This window comes from Mycoplasma zalophi, assembly GCF_018914005.1.
GTDB classification, from domain to species: Bacteria; Bacillota_I; Bacilli_A; order Mycoplasmatales; family Metamycoplasmataceae; genus Metamycoplasma; species Metamycoplasma zalophi_A.
Genome location: NZ_JAHMHI010000001.1, coordinates 95,184 through 116,090, shown reverse-complemented (window position 1 = coordinate 116,090; position 20,907 = coordinate 95,184). Strand labels below are relative to the sequence as shown.

The following is a 20,907-nucleotide window of genomic DNA, read 5'->3' as shown; positions in this document are numbered from 1 at the left end:
TTGTCCATCTTTAAAATTAGTTAATTTTGTTCATGTTTTTTAAATGAATTTTTATTTATGTTTTATATGTTCTTGGTATGTTTTTGGTGAAAGTTCTTTTAAAAATTCAACAATTAAGTTACCACTTGACATCATGTCATGAATAGAAGAAACACCAATTGGTGAGTGTAAATATCTTTGTGGAATACTTATTGTTAGTGTAGATACCCCACCTTTTCCATATTGTAATTCGCCTGCATCGGTTCCACCACCAACTGCAACATATTTATAAAAATCTATGTTGTTTTTAGTTCCTATTTTTGCAATAAAATCAATTAGTTTAGGATCCATCATTGTATCTCTATCAAATATTCTTAGTGCTGCTCCAGCTTTTAATTTAGTATTTCCTGCGACAATACCATAAGTATCATGACTTGTTGTTGTATCTAAAGCAATAGCTATATCGGGTTCTATTATACTTACAGATGTTTTAGCACCTCTAGTTCCTACTTCTTCTTGAACGGTTCCCACTAAATAAACATCGCAAGCTAAGTCTAAATCTTTAATTTGGTTAGCTACATAATCTAGTGTTGTAACTCCTGCTCTATTATCCATTGCTTTTCCACCAACTAAATCTTCATCAGCAAATAAAATAGTTTCACCAGACATATAAACTCTATCTCCAACTTCAACACCGTTTTCGATTGCATCTTTGTCACTTGTAAATCCAAAATCTGCAAATAATTCATTATTTTTTAGAGCATTATTTACTTGAGTTTGTGTCATTACGTGAATTGATGTATGGCCAAATACCCCTATAAATCTTTTGCTATCTTTGTTAGTTACTAAAGTTGCTTTAGTTCCTATTGCAACAGACGCTCATATTCCACCAATTGGCATAAGAAGTAATTGTCCGGTTTTATCAATCATTCTTACAATATAACCAACTTCATCCATGTGTGCAGAAATTTGAACTTTTGGTGCATTTTCTACTTTAGATTTTTTAAAAATAATTAATGATCCAAAGTTATCGTAACTATGACTGAAATTTACAGAACTCGTTGAATATTTAAGTTCATGAGCAACAGGTTCTTCGTAACGGCTCATCGCCTCTAATTCCATGTATTTAATTAGTTTTTCTTTAAATTCTTGTTTGTTCATAATTAAAATTCGTATTTTTCAGGGTGTTCTTTTTTCATTTTTTCTATAAATTTATCTTTATCCATTGAACCATATTTTTCCATTAGTTCAACACATTCTAAATATTCTTTTTCAGCTCAAACTTCATCTTCAAAGCCTTTAACTGATGTAACACCTTTACCTTTGAAATTTTTGTATGTTGTAAAGAAATTTTCAACACTTTGTAATCACATTTGATCTAAATCAGCAAGTTTTGTGATGTGGTCTAAACGATAATCATCAGCATGAACTGCAATTAATTTAGTATCTGTTTCTCCCCCATCAATCATTTTCATTGCTCCGATGACTCTAGCTTCTAAACTAACACCTGGCATAAATGTTTCTTGTGAATAAACTAAAACGTCTAATTCATCTCCATCTCAGTCTAATGCTTCTGTAATATATCCATAATTTGCAGGATATGCAAAGTCTCCTCTTAATATTCTATCTACCGCTATTTTTTGTGTTTTACGGTTGTATTCATATTTAATTTTACTTCCCTTAGGAATTTCTATATTAACTGTTATATTTTTCATATTTATATTTTACTATTAAAATATATATTTAAAAAAAATAAATAAAAACTCTACATAGAGTAGAGTTATAACAATTATTACACTTTTATTTTGTAGTAGACTTTGCAACAAAAGCATCTAAACGAGCAGCTTTACGTGCACCGTTGTTTTTGTGTAGTACACCTTTTGAAACAGCTTTATCAATTTCGTGGTGAGCTTTGCTTACTAAAGTTGCGATATTTTCTTCACCTTTTGTAGCACCAAGTTTAGCTTTTTTAATAGCTGTTTTTACACTTGATTTAATAGCTGCATTTCTCACTCTTGCTTTTTCGTTTGATTTGATTGCTTTCATTTTTGATTTAATATTTGCCATTTTTTCTCCTCGTATAATAATGTTTTGAGCGTATGTTATTAATTATACAAAAAAAATAATATTTTTTGTGTTTTTTGTTATATTTGTTTTTTATGTCTTATTTTACTTTTTTAATAGTATTAAACTTTCAAAAGGATCAAGTGAATTTGGAATATTTAAATATTTTTTATCATGATATGTTGATTTAATTATTTCATATTTTTTTGATAAGTGAATTTTTCTTGATTTTTTTGAAATATTTATGACAAAAAGCAATTTTTTATTTTGTAATTTATATTTAATTTTAATAATACCCTTTTTAAATACATCTTTAGAAAAAGATATTTTACCATTGTTTAAAATTTCTTCAAAATCTTTATTTTTTATAAATTCAATTAAATATTTATAAAAATTAAGTGATGAAGTTGGATCATTAAATTCACTTACAACATTATTTTGTTTAGAATTTTCTGCAAAAATAAATTTTTTATTTTTTATTTTTGAAAAACCAAAGTTAGGTTCTAAATTTCAAGGCATTATATTATTTACTGAAATAGAATGTTGATATAAATATGAATTATAAAAAATATCAGTACTAATGTTTTTAGTTTCTAAATATCTTTTGGTTTCGTTGTAATTAAATTCATTAAAATCTCGATAATCTTCAATTTTTGCTTTTAATAAACCAAGTTCATCTCCGTAATAAATGTTTGCTGAATTTCTTGCTGCAAGCAACAATAAAGCAAATGATTTAGAAGCTTCTTTATTAAATGCTAATTCATCACCTCAACGGCTATTTATTCTACCTATATGTTCTGAAGCTAATGATATAATTACATCTTGATAACTTAAATAATTTCTTAATTCTTTTAGCAATTGTCAAGGTTTAAATTTTATCATTAATTTATTTTTGTATGTTTTATCGCTACCGATTTCAGAAAATTTATCAATAAATAAAAAGTCATAAAATTTTTCTTTTTGAGATGTTTGAATTTTATGTAATTCGTGATTTTTTGTTTTTATAAAAATCTCAAAAGATTCGTTTTTTTGTTTAGAGATTTTGTATATATTTTTAATTAAATCTATTTCTTTTTCATTTATGTTATTATTTTTTGAATTTTCATTATTTATGTTTATAACAAAAAAAATGCAACCTAAATTTAAATAGAAATCAAATATTTTGTTATAAAAATCAAGAAATTCTGTTTGATTTAAAAAGATATCATTTTCTTTATTATTTTTATCGATGTATTTTTCAAATGTATTTTTTTGTGTTTGATTTGGTGTGAAATTTTTATTTTCATGAAGTATTTTTGCTTGTTTTCAATTGTTAAAAGTATCTCTTAAATTATTAAAATCTAAATTTATACCCATTTTTATGTTGTTAGAAGTATAAATATTTATCATTTTTTTAAATTCCAAAATAGACCCATATTTTGATTCAATTTCAGCTAATGATTTAGCATTTTTATAATAATCTAAAATATTATTTAAAATAATTCCGTCAATCTGTAAGAATTGAAAGTATTTTATTTGTAATAAAAGTCCTTTATAATCACCATAACCTGTTTCATTTGAGTCTTTAAATTTATCAATTTTAAGTTGATATAAAATCATTTTTTTATTTGCCATTTTACTTTTCCACCGTTCTAAATAAATTTAAAATTAAGTAATCAAGAGCTATATTTTCATCTATATAACCTTGTTTTATGTCAACATCTAGTTGTGATAAAAATATTATTTGTTTTTTAATAAAATCAATGTCATGTGTATTTAAATAATTAAAAATTAATTTTAAGCGATATTCATGAATATTTAAAAGCACACTAATTTCTTTTAATGTATTTTGTTTTTTGAGAATATAAATATCCATTGCCGTGGTAAAAATATTCATAATTTGCACAATTATATTTCTAATGCTTATACCGAAATTTAATTGATATAAAATTTTTAAATAAAAATCTTTTAAATTTTGACTTTTTAATAAAGAATCACTTACAATTCACTCAGGATTTTCATAGAAAATTTCATTTTGTTGCTGAATATTTTCTATTTTTATTATTTTATTACTTTGAATATATTTATCTAAAATAGAAGTTATTAAAAATAAATTATTAGGAAATGTTTCAATTATTTTTGCAACAGCTAGTTCTTCAATGTCTGCATTGTTTATTTTTACGTATTTTTTTATAAATTTTGCTAAATCTTTATCATTAACTTTTGTAAATTTTTGTACTTCTGCTTCTTTTTCTAAATATAAAAACAAATTAGAAGGTTTAAATTGTTTTAATTTTGGAACATGTAAAGAAAAAATTATTTCAATATCATTTGGCAAATCTTTTAAAACTTTTATAAAAGTTTCAACAATATCATTGTATTTTTTATTAGAAGACAATAAAACATTATTTTTTATAATAACAAGTCTTTTTTCATTAAAAATGTTCATACTTGTTATAGTGTTAAAAATATCTTCAATGTCTGCACCTTCATCAAAAACATATTTATTATTTAAGTCTTTGAAATCATTTTGTGTTTTTTGAATATAATGATTTATAAAAAATTCTTCTTCTCCATATATAAACTTCATAATTAAAATTATATTATATATAAAACTAAAATTATGGCATTTAAAAAATTAGTTATTTTGTTTTATTTTTTTATATGTTAATCAAAAATTAATTGATATCCAAAATATCAATGCATATGCTAAATTTAGCTTTAAAAAATCAAAATAAATACTTATTTGATTTGCTTTTTCAATTAACTGAAATAAAAAATCATAGACTATATTATTTAAATAGAAAAATCAAAAAAATAAAAGTGAGTAAATATAATAAAATATCACTATAAAGTTGAAAATATACTGAAATATAAACCCAAAAACATTGAATTTATTATTGATTTGACTCATTACACAAATTGAAAATAAATAACAAATTAAACTAAATTTTAGTGTTTTATATTTAGTATTTAACATTTGCATTTTTAAACCTATATAACTAAGACCAAAACTTAAAATAAAAGAAAGAGAAGATATTGAATTAGGTTTAAAAGAAAAATTTAATAAAGCAGAAATTACAAATATTTGTAAATTGCTAAATTTACATTTAAGAATTTTAATTAATATTAATTTAAAAAGAAAATATGTATAAACTCTAACTGAAGGTAAATTAAAATTCAGTAAATAAATATAAAAACTAAGTATTAAAATTATGATAAAATCATCTATTTTATTTAAAAGTTTTACTTTAGAAAAAACTTTTTTAAAGATAAAATAAATTATAAAAAAATGATATCCACTAACTACAAATAAATGAACAATATTTAAATTCTTAATTTTTTGATAAATATTTTCAACATTTAACTTTTTAGCAAAAAGAAAATAATTAAGAAATTCTTGTGAAATATCTGTGTTTTTTTGAATAATAACTTTAAAAAAATTAAAAATTGATGTATTTTCATTTTCTTTTATATCTATGATTTTTAAAATAAAATCAATTTGCATATTTTTTAAGAATAAAAAATCTTTATTTGTTTTATTTATTTTTTCAATTACTGAATTTAAATAAACAAAATCAACATTATTATTTATTTTGTAATAAGCGAAAAATTTTTTATTTGCAACATTAATTGCAAACCCATTTTTAAAAACATGTTCAACCCTAAAATTTCCATTTAATATTTTGATGTTGTTTCATATAATAAAACTTATTACAAAAAACAATAAAAAAATAATTAAAAATAAGATAAATACTTTTCAAAATTTTTTGTTTTTAAAATTTCAAAAAAAGAGAAATATTACTCCAAATACTCAATAAATACTCAAAAATATTGATAAATATAAAAATAAAACTGATAAAAAACTTGATTGAAAAGTAACTAAATTAAAATATGTTCTTGTAAATTCTTTAAAGCTACTTTGCCAATTCCATATATATTTTCTATTTCATCTCATGTTGGATTTTTTGCATTCTGAAAGTATTTAAATAGTATATCAGCTTGCTTTTTTCTTATTTTTATTTGTATAAAAAAATCAGGAGATTTTATATATTTATAGGAAATTTTTTTAGATGTATCAAAAGGAATGTATAAAGTTGATAATTTAAAAATTTGCATATTGTAATCAATATTTTTAAAATCAGCAATATGTAAAACTTTTGCTCTGAATAAAAGATGTTTTAGATCTTCTTTCTCAGTTATTACATATAAGCCAGGAACTTCAATAGCACCTGATAAATTTATGACTTTTCTTTTTATTGTTAAAGTTATTTGTTGTTTATTTATTTTTAGACTATTGGTAACAAAAACCCCTCCAATAATGCAAATAATTACAAAAATTAATAATATATTTTTTCTATTTATCTTCACATTATTAAAAGTAAAAAATCTAAAAAAAAATAAAAAATTATAATATAATTTTATTAAGCTTGGCCAATTGCTGCAGCAATGTAGAGGAAAATCCCCACTGGCACTTTCTGCGATGAAAGTAGTGTTCATGCTGAGTCTAATAAATTCAGGTAGTATTTATACTAACAACTAGTGACACAGAAACAAGGTCTGCTATTTATAGTAAGAGTGAAAAGGTTAAACTTCATGAGTCAGAAACAAAAATTATGGTATTGGAGCCTGAAAAAGGGAAATGAACTAATTTCGGGAGAATATTTTTATTCTAGATAAATAATTGGCGCCTTAAATTTAAGGTACAAAAAGGGGTTTATAGAGCTAATACACTATTTTAATAGTGTATTTTTTTATTTTTGATAAAAATAAAATATAATTTAAAAAGAATCATGGAGGAAAGATGACAAATTTATATGTATCACGTGAAGAATCAGCACAAGATGGTGGTTTACTTAGTGCAAATAGTTGATTAATGTATCTTATTTTAGCACTTATTTTAGCTTTAATTGTTTCATATATTTTATATAAAATAATTAAACAAATAGTTACAAAAAGAAAAGAAATCAAAAAATTAAAAGAAAAATCAACAATAAATAAAGAAATTTATCGTGAATATGTTATTTCAATTACTGAAATAATTAAATATACAAACAATCAAGTTAAAAATTTTGTTCCAAGTATTGGAAAATACAAAATGCAAGAAATTAAAGACGGTGCTAAAAATCTTTTAAGTACTCTTTATAACCGCGAAGATTTTAATGACTTTAAAGAATCTGAAAAATACCAAGATTTTATAAAAAATATTAAAACTTTAATTAATACAAATGCAAGTACCTGATATAAATCTTGTGTTAAAGAGATTGAATATTTTAACAATCTTTATGAACAATTAGAAAAAGATGATTTATTTTTAAATTATGAAAAAAATGTAAAAGAAAGCATTGAAAGAAAATTCTATGAAAAATAAAAAAAATATTCCTAATATTTTAACAATTTCAAGATTAGCTTCAGTAATTATTTTTGTTATTTTATTAATTATTCATGCAATCGTTATTCAAAATATAAGTTATTATAGCTTGCTGCCTTCATCACTAGTTATTCCATATTTATTATTAGTTGTTTTTATTTTTGCAATGATAACTGATTATTTAGATGGTTACTTAGCAAGAAAATGAAATGTAGTTAGTACTTTTGGTAAAATATTTGATCCTATTGCTGATAAATTAATTACAACTAGTATGTTAATTAGTTTAATCTTACAAATTAATACTGTTTATTTTATAGTTATTGTTATTTTATTAGTTTTAAGAGATATCGTTGTTGATGGAATAAGAATATATGCTGCATCATTAAATATTTCGGTACAAGCTAATATATGAGGAAAAATTAAAACTATTATGATGAGCGTATCACTTGTAATAATTGGTTTATTTGCACCAATTATTTGACGCAATGCACTACAAAATATTAATTTATACTTATTTTTAATAACTTTACCGTTAATTGCTACTTTAATAGTTAGTTACATAAGCGGTTATATCTATATTTCTTCTTATTTAAAAGATCCTCACTTTAAAATTAAGTAGTTTAAAGTTAGTTATTATGTTGAATTTTATTAAAAAAGTTAACTTTGCAGTTAACTTTATTTTTTATTAATTTTCTTGTAATATTTCTTCAAAAAGTTGTTGTTCAGTAATTATTTTTACATTAAGAGCTTTTGCTTTAGCGAGTTTTGAGCCTGGTTTTTCACCAATTAATAAATATGAAGTATTTTTAGTTACAGAACTTGAAACTTTTGCACCTTTTGAAATAAGAATCTTTTCAATTGAAGGCCTAGGTTGTGATAATGTACCTGTAATTACAAATGATTGGTTCATTAAACTAAAAGAATTTATTTGATTTTTGTGTTTTAGGTTTAAGCCTAAATCAACTAATTCTTGAATCATTTGTCTGTTTTTTGAATTTGCAGTAAATTCTTTTAAACTATGAATAATTTTTTCTCCTATTTCGTGATAAGTTATTAAAGAATCAAAATCAAAATCTAAAAGATTTTTAAATTCTTGGATTTTTGATGCTAAAAAATAAGAAACTTTTTCACCCACTAATTTTATAGAAATTGCATGAATTAAACTGCTTAAATCTTGATTTTTAGAATCTTCAATGCTTTGAAGCATTTTTTCAACTGATTTTGTTCCAAATCTCTCAATTTTAATTAATTCATCATATTTATCTTTTAATTTATAAATATCACTAAAAGAATTGACTAAACCTAAATTATAAAGAATTTCAATATTTCTTTCTCCTAGTGTCAAAATATCCATTGCGGTTTTTGAAGTAAAATGAATCATTTTTTTTAATTTTACTTCTTTACAATCTTCATTTACACAAAACTGGTCAATACCTGTATCACTTTCTTCTAATAAACTATTACAAAATGGACAGTGTAAAATTTTTTGAAAATTAGTTTGAGATTTTGAATGAACTGTTGAAATTACTTTAGGAATAATTTCTCCTGCTTTTTTTATATAAACTAAATCGCCTATATCTATTTTTAATTTCTTTATATAATCATAATTATGAAGGGTTGCTGCTTGAATGTTTGAACCACCTAAAAAAACATTTTCTAAAGTAGCGTTATAAGTTACCATTCCAGTTCTTCCTATTGTAATAAAAATATCTTTTAAAACAGTTGTAGCTGTATTTGGTTCATATTTATATGCTATTGCATAACGTGGAAATTTTTGTGTAGTTCCTAACAAATTGTAATATTTAATTTCATTTAATTTAATTACTATTCCATCAGTTTCGTAATCTAAAAGTGTTTTTTTGAATTTAAAATCATTAATTCATTTTAACATTTCATTTATATTAAATACAACCTTACCTTCATCTGTTACTGGAAAATTATGATTTTTTAGTCATTTTCTTGTTTCATCTACACTATAAATTTCGTGTTCATGTGGTTCTTGAATATTGTATAAATATATTGATAAATTTCTTGTTTTTGTTATTTCTGGATTAAGTTGTCTAAGTGAACCACTTGCTGCATTTCTTGGGTTTGCAAGCTGCTGTTTATTTTCTTTTTTTAATTCAAGATTTAATTTTTCAAATTCAGAAAGTTTTAAATAAACTTCACCACGAATTTCAATTTCTTTTAAATAATCAATTTGTTTAGGAAGTTCTTTAATAGTTAAAATATTATGTGTTACATCTTCCCCAATATAACCATCACCTCTTGTAACGGCTTGAATCAATTTTCCATTTTTATATTTTAAAGAAATACTTAAACCATCTATTTTTGGTTCAATAAAATAACTAACATCAAATGAAACTTTATTAATGTTTTCAATTCAGTGTTGTAATTCTTCTTTTTCGTATGATTTTTGTAATGAAAGCATTGGAAAATCATGAGTTACTTTTTGAAAAGCATTTGATACTGAAGAACCTATTATATGTGTTGGGCTTTGTGCTAATTCATCTTCAGTAAATAAAAAACTATATTCTTGTTCTAAGTTTTTTAGTTTAATGATTTCTTTATCATAAATTGCATCTTCAACAACTGGATCATCTAAATCAAAATAAGCGTGATTTCACGCTTGAATTTTTTCTTGAAGTAAAATAATTTCTTCTTTGATTTTTTTATTTGTGTTATTTTCCATATTAAACCTTTACAAAAGTATTTGCAAATCATTCAGGAACAGGAACTGCAGAAATTTGAAACACAATTACCATTGTTGTAATTAACATTAATATAATTGTTGCAACAATGTCAAATCATTTAGCTTCTAAAATTCTATATTGAGTTCTTTTTGAATATGGTTCATATCCTCTAACAACCATAGCATCACTTAAATCATTAGCTTTTGAAAATGATGAAACAAACAATGGAACAATTAAAGTTAAAAAAGCTTTTACTTTATCTTTTCCATGTCCATTTTTAAAATCAACTCCACGTGATGATTGAGCTTTCATAATTCTATTTGCTTCATCTAAAAGTGTAGGAATAAATCTCAGTGCTATGTTAATTATCATCGTAATAATTTCGCTTGGAAATTTAATTAATTTTAAAGGTTTTAATAAATCATTGATTGCTTTTGTTAAAAGCACGCTTTTTGTTGTAAAAGTTAAAATAGTTGTAATTAAAATAACCCCATAAATTCTTAATGTAATACTTGCTGATCTAATTAAAGAAAATTTAGTTATTTGAAAAATATTATCATTTCCAAATGGAGCTCAGTAAATGTCATTTATAATCATATAATTTCTATAAATAACAAAATCATCAACTCCACCATCATTTGCAATCGGAATATAATTTTCAGCAACACCCTTGATTGTAAAAACATTTATGGCTAATAAAAATAATCCGATATAAATTGGTAATTTAAATTTTCTTATTAAAGTTCTAAATGATCTTGTTGCAATTAAATAAAAAATCATAACACAAATAAGCAGTGCGCTTAAAATAACAAAAGTATCAGCTAAGAAAAATAAAACAATAAATAAAATATTAGCTATAAATTTTAATCTAGGATCCATTTTGTGAATTATGGTGTCAATATTAACAAATTTACCTATAATTGCGTTCATTTTACTCCTTATTGTTTTTTAATTTTTTATTTATTGCATCTGCCAATTCATTTATGTTTGTTATTTTTCCTAAATTAATTCCGCGAGCTTTTAATTTGTTTACAAAAGTAAGAAGTTGAGTGGCTTTTAGGTTATTTTCAATTAAAAATTTTTCATCATTTAAAACTTTATATGTTTCATCGTCTTTAATGATTTCGCCATTTTTAAACATAATGCAACGTTTTGTTCATCTTAGAGCATTATCTAGATCATGAGTTACAATAATTACTGCTTTGTTTTCTTTTTTGTTTAAATCACTAAATAATTGTAACATTGATTCAACACCAACAGGATCTAAACCAGCTGTTGGTTCATCTAAAATTAAAAATTTAGGTTCCATTGCCAAAATACCCGCTAGTGCAACTCTTCTTTTTTGCCCCCCACTTAAATTGAAAGGGCTTTTATCAAGATAAGATTCAGGCAAACCGACCATTTCTAAATATTTTCTAGCAAGTTGCTTTGCTTTTTCAACAGGAACACCCATTGAAACGGGACCAAAGATAATATCTTTTTCAATTGTATTTTCAAATAATTGATATTCAGCAAATTGAAAAACAACACCTACTTCTTTTCTTACACTTTTAATATTTTTAATTTTTCTTTTTGTATTTACTATTTCTATATCTGTTTCAACCAATTGAATTTCTTGTTTTTTGCTAAAAAGTTTTTTGTGTGGTACATTTATGTTTTTGAATTTTATCATACCTGAATCAGGTAATAATAATGCATTTAAATGTTCAATAAAGGTTGTTTTACCACTTCCTGTATGTCCTATTATTGAAATCATTTCACCTTCATCAAAATTTATATTTATATCTTTTAATACTTTGATATGAGTTGGTAATTTTTTATCAAATTCTTTTGAAATATTATTTACTTCTATTTGCATATTTCCTCAATTAAAACTTTTTCATCATAGGTTGGTTCAATTCCATCAATCATTTCAGATAATTTATAAATAAAAGGTGAGTCAATTTTAGCAAGTTCAACTATTTCTTTATTTTTTAAAATTTCTTTCGGAGAACCACTTGCAACTAATTTTCCACCACTAAATACTAAAAGTTCATCAGCTAAAACAGCTTCATCCATATCATGTGTGATTGAAATTAATATTTTGTTTGTATTTCTGTGTAAGTTATGAATAATTTCAAGGATATCTTCTTTTCCTTTTGGATCTAACATACTAGTAACTTCATCGAAAATAATAATATCAGGATCAAGAGCTAATGTAGATGCTATAGCTACTCTTTGTTTTTGTCCACCACTTAAGTTAGATGGTTCACGATCTAAAGAATCATCCATTGAAACTAATTTTGCATATTTATGAATTAATTCTTTCATTTGTTCTCTTGGAACATGTTTATTTTCTAAACCAAAAGCAATATCATCTTCAACAGTTGCGCCAACAAATTGGTTATCAGGGTTTTGAAAAATAATCCCGATTTTTTGTCTTATTTTTTTTAAATTTTCTTTTGAATATATAATGTCATCAATTCAAATTTCACCTTCAGTAGCTTTGTAAATTGCACTAATTAATTTTGAAAGTGTGCTTTTTCCACTACCGTTATGACCTAAAATAGCCACATAGTGACCTGTTTGAATTTCTAAATTTACACCTTGTAAAGCAAATGATTGACTTTCTGGGTATTTGTAATATAAATCTTTAATTTTTATCATATTGTAAATTATATATTAATATATATTAATATAATAAAATCACTTAATAAAATTATTAAAAAATATTAGTTTTTATTTAATATCAAAATATTAATTTACTAGCTAAGGCATTAAAAAAACATTCAATAAAAAATGAATGTTTTTATATAAGAAAAATATTATTTGTCTGCAAAATTTATTCTAAATACATTGACGAAAAAACTGTATTTGTCATATTCAAATGGTTGACTGTTGGTTGTATTATCATCAGTGATAATAGAAGATATATTATATTGATTATCATCATCAAGTATATATTTTCATGATATTAATAGTTTTTTGTTTGAATTGTCTATTTTTTGATAAAAATCTTTTTTAGATAATTCAGCAAATAATATATCTTTTATTTGTTTTTCTATTGGAATGTTCTTTTTAATATTTTCTATTATTTCTAATTGTTTTTTGCGTGATAAATGTAATATTACATCTAGGTATGCAGGCATATCATTTTCAGAGTTTTTAGGTTGATAATCTTTTCAATATAGTTTTACATCATCTGTTAAAGATACATCTTTATCATCGTTGTAATTGGATATATTTCAATCGTTATTTATAGTATATTTATATTGTTTTGGATTATTTCACTCTGCATAAATTGAATAATCAGAATAATTTTCAACTGTATTTATGAACGGTTTAATTTCAACAACAAATCTATAGTATTCTTTATTACTATAAATAAAATCAAAGTCAATGATTTCATTACTATTTTCGTCATTATTATTATTTCTGGTATTAATTGTAATTTCTTTTGAATGTACTTTTAAGTTTTTATCTAAATATGAAATTTTTAAAATTGAATTTTCTAAAGAAAAAGGAAATATTCTGTTTAAATTATTGTTAATTAAATTATGTTCTACTATAACCATAATTAATAATGCTGATCATTTTAAATAGGTTTTATTATTTTCTTCTTTTATATACATTTTGTAGGAATCATTATTTAAAAAATTTTTTATATAACCCTCATTAAATTCTAATAATAGTTCTTTTTTATTAATATTACTACTTGAAGTATTTTTTTTCAATGTAAGTCTTGATGAAAAGTTTTTATCATTAATTTCTTCAAGTGGATCTGTATTTATCTGTGATTTATATATAGTTGACAAAGTCATACCAAAATTGTTATTTGAAAAGTTTTTAACATCAACGTCTTCTCGCTTTCCATAATTTGCATCTACTAATTTAGTTTTTAAATCTTGTATTTCGTTATTTTTTTCTTCTATTGATGGCTCTAAAATCATAATTTTGTTGTTGAGATTACTTACTTCTGAATTTAAATTATTGATTTGAGATTTTAAATTACTATTTTGCTCTTTTGTTATATCACTATCTTTTAACTTTACTTTTAAATCTTCTATTTTTTTATTTTTATCTTCTATTTTCGTTTCAAGTGCTTTTAAAGAATTTTTATTTTCAATATCCTCTTTTTTATAATTATTAGCATTTTTAATATGGGTGCTAGTTGAAATTGATATTGTTGCAATTAACATAGAAGTGAGAATGATTAATAAAATAACCATTATATTTTTCTTGCGTTTGTCATTTTTATTTGTCATTATGTTATCCTTAAATTTATTAAAATATAATTTATTGGTTAATTTTTAAATAGTTTTATCTTTGCTCGTGACTATAGTTACAATAATTATTTTAGCATATTATAGAGTGTTGTAAAAATATTAAGTGTTCAATATTAATGCTATTAAATATCATTAATTATTTGCATACAAGTTGAGTAAATATTTTAATATGTTTAATATGGCAATTTAATGTATAATGCAATAAATTTACTTTTTTAGTTTATATGTAAATATGGTTTTAGTAATTTTTTATCGGAAATTAGTATATGACAAAAACATTTCAAAATTTAATAACATATTAAGTATATCAATAGATATCATTTTTACTTTTTTAATACTTAAATAAAAAATATCTCAGCAATAGTTGAGAGTTTATAGCCATTAAATTGTGTAGTAAAAAACATCATTATTAATTTTGAAGTGCAAAGTTTTATGTGAATTACATTTTGATTTTTTAGCATTTATAGACTTTTACATTATTTTTTACTTTATCTTAAATTTTTCTGGTTTTTTATTTTTATAACTTAAATAAAAAATAAATATTTTTTGTAGTTACATTTTGTTAATTTATATTTATTTTTTTTAAATGTTAAAATAAATTTATTCATGCTTGAAATTTTATATTTGTTTAAATAAATAAAAAACCGCAAAGTTATAGTTGCAGATTTCAAATTTTATTTTATGAATTGAATATTTTTTAGAATAAAAAAAGGTAATAAATTAGTTATTAGCTTCTCAGTATTCTTGATTTTTTAATTTTTCTAAAACACTTTTAGTTATTTCAATAGATAGCGAAGAATCTTCGAGTGAAATTGATGTTATAGTATAATGTATACTTATTTATTACTTAAATTTTAGGCATATTTAAGATTTCTAGTGAACTAATATCATCAAAAGTACTTTCACCTAATTCAGTTACATTGTTTGCATTTACGCGTTCTAAAGAATTAGCACCAAAAAAGCATATCTATCTATTAAAGTAACGTTAGATATGTTTAATTGTGTTAATGAACTAGCATTTTCAAAAGCTCTATTTTTAATTTCTATTATGTTGGGAATATTTATAAATCATAATGAACTCGTATCATTAAAACTTTCTTCACCTATTTTTTTGTATTAGGTAAATTAATGCTTGTTGGTGATTTTATGTGTGAAAAAGTTCGGTCATCTATTAAAATAGTGCTAGATAAATTAACACTTTTTAAAGAATTATCACCTAAAAAAGCTTGGTAACCAATTTCTATGACATTTGACATATTAACACTTATTAGTTTAATTGCATTTTCGAAGGTGCCATTACTTATTATTCTTACATAATCTGAAATATTTTTACCACTAGCATTTTTCACTTTAAATAGCGACATAATGACTGCTTGATTTATAAATTTACATCTTGTAAGGCAAATGATTATTTTTCGGGTATTTGCAATATAAAGTTTTAATTTTTAACATGTTGTATAATGTGTATTAATATCATAAAATCAATTGAAGAAATATGGTATATCTTTTAAAAATTTATTCTAATTAACATGATATTAAAATTAAAAAATATAACTTGTTGTAAAGTTATTTAATTGCATATTAATTGAATAAATAATTATTTTATTTGTTAAACATTTATGTATAAAAAAGCTCAAGATTTTTTTCTTGAACTTACATTTATAAATTATTCTGTGGAGTTTTTTGTTTTATTTACTTTTCATGCTGAACCTTCTTTAATGGCATTAAAGATATTTTTTGTTATTTCTTTTGTTAAAGTGGAATTTTCGAATGTTATTCCAGAATTTCTAATTGAATTTGTTTCAAATGCTTCGACATTAGGGGCGTATATTCCTGTTAATAATTCATTTAAACTTAATGCACCACTTTTTATTATTCTTAATTTTGGAGCGTTAAATTTTATTAAATTTATGTTATTTATGAATGCCAAATTTTCAACGTCAACAACATTTTGTAAATCAATACTGATTAATTGTTTGTTACTTATAAAAGCTTTGGTTGAAATTGTAGTAATATTATCTGGTACTACAATATTTCCCTTTGCTCTAGTTCCATCAATGATTACATCATTAAAAATTGCTAATTTATTTTTATCTGACTCTATTAGCACATCTAAAAAAATCTCGCCAAAAGTTGTCTTATCTACTCATTTTAATTTTGGTGCTTTTACACTCACTAGTGGAATTCTCCTATGAAACGAATCGTTACTTACCATTATTACATTTGGTAAATCCAATGTCAACAATTCACTAGCGTTAGAAAAACTCGATTCATTTATTTTTTTAACATTTTGTAATTTTAAATGTTTAAGTGTTATTTTAGTTTTAGAAAATTCATTAATTTCAAAATCATTTTCTAAAGTTCAGTTAATAGCATCTACATTAGGTATGTTCTTAGTAAATACAAATTTTAATTCATTCATTTCATACTTTTGTAAATCTTTGTAAGTATATAAGTATTTTTTATAATCAGTTGTTGAATTACTATCCTTTGGTCTTGCGAAAATAAATCCTTCATCGATATATTTTTTCAAATTACTTTGATTTATTTCTAAATAATTATATTCGTTATCTTTGGTTGCTATGCCATGTAATTTTGCCTTGTCTAAAGCATTTTGCAAAATACTCGTTTGTGCTATTGTTTTATTTTCTGTGGGTTCTGTGTGTATAATTTCACTAGTTCTTTTTTCTGTTTCTTCAAGCGCTTGCTTTACTTTTTGAAACCGTTCTTCACTTAAATTTTTATTTATATATGATTTCACTTCTTCGGAAACCTTATTATATTTGATAAAATCTTGTTCCATGTTTTCTGTTTGTATTTTATTACTAATTTCATAGTATTTTCTTAATTCAGTATCAAGGTTATTAATTTTTCTTTTAACATCTTGAAAATTTTCCTTAAAAGCATTTAAAACAATATTTTTATCTAAAATGTTTTGAATTTTTGAATTTCAAAAATAATCTTGTTTGAAGATGTTATTTTGTAGTTTTTCTAAATTGCTTCACAATGCACTTTGTTTTTTTATTAAATTATTTAGTTGTATCTCTTTTACAACAAAAGTTGTGGTAGTCATTGTTAAAACACTTAATAAACTAGCTATAATAATTCAAATTTTACGTTTTCCTCTCATACTATTTCCTTTTTTATTTAATTTTATTATACTTTACTTTTTAAAAGTAATAACAATTCATTTTAAATATTGTAAGAATTTTTTAATATTTTTTAAAATTTCTTTAATACAAAAAAATACGACAATACTTATTTGTTGTATCTAGCTGTTTGTTTCTCAGTATTCTCCAGTTTTTAGTTTTTCTAAAACGCTTTCTGTTATTTCAGTAGGTAGTGAAGAATCTTCAAGAGAAATTGATGTATAGTATAATGCATACTCATTTATTACTGAAATTTTAGGTATATTTAAGATTTCCAGTGAACCGATATCATCAAAAGCACTTTCACCTAATTCAGTTACATTGCTTGCATTTACGCGTTCTAAAGAATTAGCGCCAAAAAAGGCATATCTATCTATTAAAGTAACATTAGGTATATTTAATTCAGTTAATGAACTAGCATTTTCAAAAGCACTTTGCCCTATTTCTGTTGCATTTTCAATGTTAATGTTTTCTAATGATCTAGCGTCTTTAAATGCTCTAGTGGGAATTTCACTTACATTTGGCATATTTAATGTTTGTAATGAAGTGACATTTTCAAAAGCACTTTGCCCTATTTTTGTTACGTTAGGCGCGTCAATTTTTATTAACGAATTTGCATTTTTAAATGCATTTCTTTTAATTTCTTGAGCACTTAAAATATTTATATTTTTTAAAGATTGAGCATTTTCAAAAGCACTTTGACCAATTGTTATAACTTTAGGGGCATTTAGTTTTGATAATTCTGTTGCATTATAAAATGCATTATCGGAAATTTCTAATATATTAGGTAATTCTAATGTTGTTAATGAAGTAGCATTTTTAAATGCATCTTTATTAATTTTTTCAACACCTAAAATATTTAAATTTTTTAATGATTTAGCATTTTCAAAAGCACTTTGCCCAATTTCAATTACATTATCTGCATTTACACTAACCAATGAATTAGCATTTCAAAAAGCATTTTCTCCAATTTCTTTTACTTTTGGAGCATTTAAAGTAACTAAAGAACTTGCGCCATAAAAAGCCATGTCATCAATTTTTAAAGTGTTGGGTATATCAACTTCAGTTAATGAATTAACATTTTCAAATGCTCTTTTTGCGATTAAAATGACATTAGGTATTTTAATATTTTTTAATGAACTAGCATTTTTAAAAGCATGCTCATTAATTTGAGTTACATTAGGTATGTTTAAATTTTCAAGTGATTTAGCATTGTAAAATGCACTTTGTCCAATTTCAGTTACATTAGGGATATTTATTTCAATTAATGAACTAGCATTTTCAAAAGCGCTGTCACCTAATTTAGTTATATTGGGTGAATTTATTATCTTTAATGAAATAGCGTTTTCAAAACCACGATTTTTAATTTCTGTTACTTTTGGAATATTTATAAATCATAGTGAACTTGCATCCTTAAAGCTTCCTTCACCTATTTCTGTTGCATTAGGTAAACTAATACTTGTTAGTGATTTTGCGTGTGCAAAAGCTCAATCACCAATTGAAACAGCATTGGGTAAATTAATACTTTTTAAAGAATTAGCATTTCAAAAAGCACGATAACCAACCTGTACAATTCCTTGCATGTTAGCGCTTATTAATTCGGCTGCATTTTCAAAGGCTCCATCACTTATAATTGTTACATTGCTAGGAATATTGATTTTACCACTAGCTTTTTGACCATTTATTAAAACATTGTTTACAATTGCTAATTTTTGTGGGTTTTTATTAATTAGATTTTCTAAAAATTTAGTGTTATAAAAAGCGTTTTGCGCAATTTTATTAGCATTAGGGATATTAATTAATTCAAGTAAATTACTATTTTCAATGGCTCCATAACCTATTTCAATTACGTTAGGGGCATTAATTTCTTTTAGATTTTTAAGGTTTGAAAAACTATTATCTGCAATTTGTGTTGCATTAGATAATTCGATGTATTCAATATTAAATTTAGTTTTCTGGTTTAAAAAATCAACAAAAGGATTTCCTATGCCAAATTTATATGGCAATGTTCATTTTACTGAATTTTGTTCAATTGGTTTAACTAAATAAAATATTGTATTTTCTTGATCAAAGTTATTTAAATCAATATCAGGTAATTTATTGAAATTATTTACTGCTAATATAATTCCCTTATTAATGTAATCTTTTAAATTATTTTCTTCAACTATTAAGGTTTGTTTAGTATTTTCATTATCATTAGGTTTGATGCATGATAATGAAAACAATGGACTTAGCAGTGAAACAACACCCATAGATATTAAAATTAAAGCTTTTTTTGATTTCATAAGCCTCCTATAAAAACTGTTTTAATTTTATCATTTTTAACTTTTGACAAAAGAAATTTATTTATTAACTTAGCAAAATTTACAAAATATTTTCTTTAATTACTATTAATTTTCATATTATTAAATTAGTATTTTTTATTTTTTAAATAAAAAAAACATCCGAAGATGTTTTTTGGTAATTCTAGTGGTTGTAGAACTCAACAATTAATGATTCATTGATTTCAGGATTTAATTCTTTTCTTTCAGGTAGACGTAATAATGTTGCTTTAAATTCTTCACGTTTAATTCATTCAGCAACTTGTCTTTCAGTCATAGCTTGTGTAATTTCTGAATTTTGACGTGATCCTTCTTTTAATTCAATAACTGAATCGATTGCAACTTGCATTGAAGGTATATTAGCTTTTTTACCATTTAAAGTAAAGTGACCATGATTTACTAATTGACGGGCTTGTCTTCTTGTTTTTGCAAAACCAGCACGATAAACAACATTATCTAATCTGGTTTCTAACATTTGTAAGAAGTTTGTACCGGTAATACCTTGTTTTTTTGAAGCTTTTTTAAATGTGTTTTCAAATTGTCTTTCATTTATTCCATAAATAAAACGAACTTTTTGTTTTTCATATAAGTGAAGTCCATAGTCAGTTAATTTTGCACGTTTTTGTCCGTGTTGTCCTGGAGCGTATTTACGTTGTTTACCTTTTGCGAATTCTTTTCCTGTTTCTAATAATGAAATCCCATAACGACGAGATTTTTTAAATATTGATCCTCTAAAACGAGACATATTGTTTCCTTTCTGCAAGGACTTTTTTGCACTCTAGTTGTAATATTAAGTTTTTAATGATTTCAGTATAACAGCTAACTTACTCTCAAATCTTAAGAATTCAAAAATTTTACACTATGTACAATTGCTGTGTCAATGCTTTTAAATTTTACTATAAATTGTGTTATTTTTTAGCAAAAAAACTATTTTCCAAATTTAATTTGTTTTTTTATGTTTATTTGTTTAATTTATATAAAATTAATATATATGAAAATAAGTTTGTTTTTAGCTATTTTAATCTTAATTTTTTTAACATTTACTGTTTTGTTTTTATGATATATTTGGATTTTTAATTATTATAA

At 23.3% G+C, this 20,907-nt stretch carries 18 protein-coding genes and 1 other RNA gene; 3 read left to right on the top strand and 16 right to left on the bottom strand.

The features are described from left to right. Positions 1–51: 51 nt before the first annotated feature. The 7 genes from KQ877_RS00595 to KQ877_RS00565 all read right to left on the bottom strand — a co-directional run bounded on the left by KQ877_RS00595 (position 52) and on the right by KQ877_RS00565 (position 6,393). Positions 52–1,140, bottom strand: a complete 1,089-nt coding sequence (locus KQ877_RS00595; RefSeq protein ID WP_216535707.1) for a M42 family metallopeptidase — start codon at positions 1,138–1,140, stop codon at positions 52–54. Between the two features lie 2 nt (positions 1,141–1,142). Continuing rightward, complete coding sequence (locus KQ877_RS00590; RefSeq protein WP_216535706.1) at positions 1,143–1,694, bottom strand: inorganic diphosphatase; 552 nt, start codon at positions 1,692–1,694, stop codon at positions 1,143–1,145. An 85-nt stretch (positions 1,695–1,779) separates the two neighbouring features. Then, entirely contained in the window at positions 1,780–2,046 is a 267-nt protein-coding gene (rpsT, locus tag KQ877_RS00585; protein ID WP_216488887.1) for a 30S ribosomal protein S20, read from the bottom strand. Between the two features lie 102 nt (positions 2,047–2,148). Continuing rightward, positions 2,149–3,657: an alpha-amylase family glycosyl hydrolase gene (locus tag KQ877_RS00580; protein WP_216535705.1), complete on the bottom strand. Its 1,509-nt coding sequence runs from the start codon at positions 3,655–3,657 to the stop codon at positions 2,149–2,151. 1 nt (position 3,658) lies between these two features. After that, entirely contained in the window at positions 3,659–4,612 is a 954-nt protein-coding gene (gene holA / locus KQ877_RS00575) for a DNA polymerase III subunit delta (protein ID WP_216535704.1), read from the bottom strand. 48 nt (positions 4,613–4,660) lie between these two features. Continuing rightward, positions 4,661–5,749 carry an MAG0480 family ComEC-like protein gene (locus KQ877_RS00570; protein ID WP_216535703.1) on the bottom strand — a complete coding sequence of 363 codons (1,089 nt, stop codon included), beginning with the start codon at positions 5,747–5,749 and terminating at the stop codon, positions 4,661–4,663. A gap of 155 nt (positions 5,750–5,904) precedes the next feature. Beyond that, on the bottom strand, positions 5,905–6,393 hold the full coding sequence (locus KQ877_RS00565; RefSeq protein ID WP_216535702.1) for an MAG0490 family ComEA-like DNA-binding protein: 489 nt from the start codon (positions 6,391–6,393) through the stop codon (positions 5,905–5,907). 55 nt (positions 6,394–6,448) lie between these two features. On the opposite strand from KQ877_RS00565, the gene rnpB reads away from it, so the two are divergent. From rnpB to pgsA, 3 genes are all read left to right on the top strand, one after another. Then, positions 6,449–6,747: RNase P RNA component class B (rnpB, locus tag KQ877_RS00560), an RNA gene on the top strand. Between the two features lie 79 nt (positions 6,748–6,826). After that, positions 6,827–7,393 carry an MHJ_0274 family protein gene (locus KQ877_RS00555; RefSeq protein WP_216535701.1) on the top strand — a complete coding sequence of 189 codons (567 nt, stop codon included), beginning with the start codon at positions 6,827–6,829 and terminating at the stop codon, positions 7,391–7,393. Continuing rightward, positions 7,383–8,012, top strand: coding sequence for a CDP-diacylglycerol--glycerol-3-phosphate 3-phosphatidyltransferase (pgsA, locus tag KQ877_RS00550; protein WP_216535700.1), 630 nt, complete (start codon positions 7,383–7,385; stop codon positions 8,010–8,012). The genes KQ877_RS00555 and pgsA overlap by 11 nt, the downstream gene beginning before the upstream one ends. A 66-nt stretch (positions 8,013–8,078) precedes the next feature. On the opposite strand, the gene ligA is transcribed toward pgsA, so the two are convergent. From ligA to rpsD, 9 genes are all read right to left on the bottom strand, one after another. Beyond that, positions 8,079–10,085, bottom strand: a complete 2,007-nt coding sequence (gene ligA / locus KQ877_RS00545) for an NAD-dependent DNA ligase LigA (RefSeq protein ID WP_216535699.1) — start codon at positions 10,083–10,085, stop codon at positions 8,079–8,081. Position 10,086: 1 nt separating this feature from the next. Next, positions 10,087–11,016: an energy-coupling factor transporter transmembrane component T family protein gene (locus tag KQ877_RS00540; RefSeq protein ID WP_216535698.1), complete on the bottom strand. Its 930-nt coding sequence runs from the start codon at positions 11,014–11,016 to the stop codon at positions 10,087–10,089. Position 11,017: 1 nt separating this feature from the next. Next, positions 11,018–11,944, bottom strand: coding sequence for an energy-coupling factor transporter ATPase (locus KQ877_RS00535; protein WP_216488906.1), 927 nt, complete (start codon positions 11,942–11,944; stop codon positions 11,018–11,020). Beyond that, positions 11,935–12,732, bottom strand: coding sequence for an energy-coupling factor transporter ATPase (locus tag KQ877_RS00530; RefSeq protein WP_216488909.1), 798 nt, complete (start codon positions 12,730–12,732; stop codon positions 11,935–11,937). Before KQ877_RS00530 ends, KQ877_RS00535 begins: the two co-directional genes overlap by 10 nt. Before the next feature lie 158 nt (positions 12,733–12,890). Beyond that, complete coding sequence (locus KQ877_RS00525) at positions 12,891–14,330, bottom strand: coiled-coil domain-containing protein (protein ID WP_216535697.1); 1,440 nt, start codon at positions 14,328–14,330, stop codon at positions 12,891–12,893. Between the two features lie 1,124 nt (positions 14,331–15,454). Then, entirely contained in the window at positions 15,455–15,715 is a 261-nt protein-coding gene (locus tag KQ877_RS00520) for a leucine-rich repeat protein (RefSeq protein ID WP_216535696.1), read from the bottom strand. A gap of 302 nt (positions 15,716–16,017) precedes the next feature. Then, complete coding sequence (locus KQ877_RS00515) at positions 16,018–17,481, bottom strand: leucine-rich repeat protein (RefSeq protein ID WP_216535695.1); 1,464 nt, start codon at positions 17,479–17,481, stop codon at positions 16,018–16,020. Between the two features lie 141 nt (positions 17,482–17,622). Continuing rightward, entirely contained in the window at positions 17,623–19,785 is a 2,163-nt protein-coding gene (locus KQ877_RS04070) for a leucine-rich repeat domain-containing protein (RefSeq protein WP_216535694.1), read from the bottom strand. Positions 19,786–19,966: 181 nt separating this feature from the next. Continuing rightward, positions 19,967–20,566: a 30S ribosomal protein S4 gene (rpsD, locus tag KQ877_RS00505; protein WP_216488916.1), complete on the bottom strand. Its 600-nt coding sequence runs from the start codon at positions 20,564–20,566 to the stop codon at positions 19,967–19,969. Positions 20,567–20,907 lie beyond the last annotated feature (341 nt).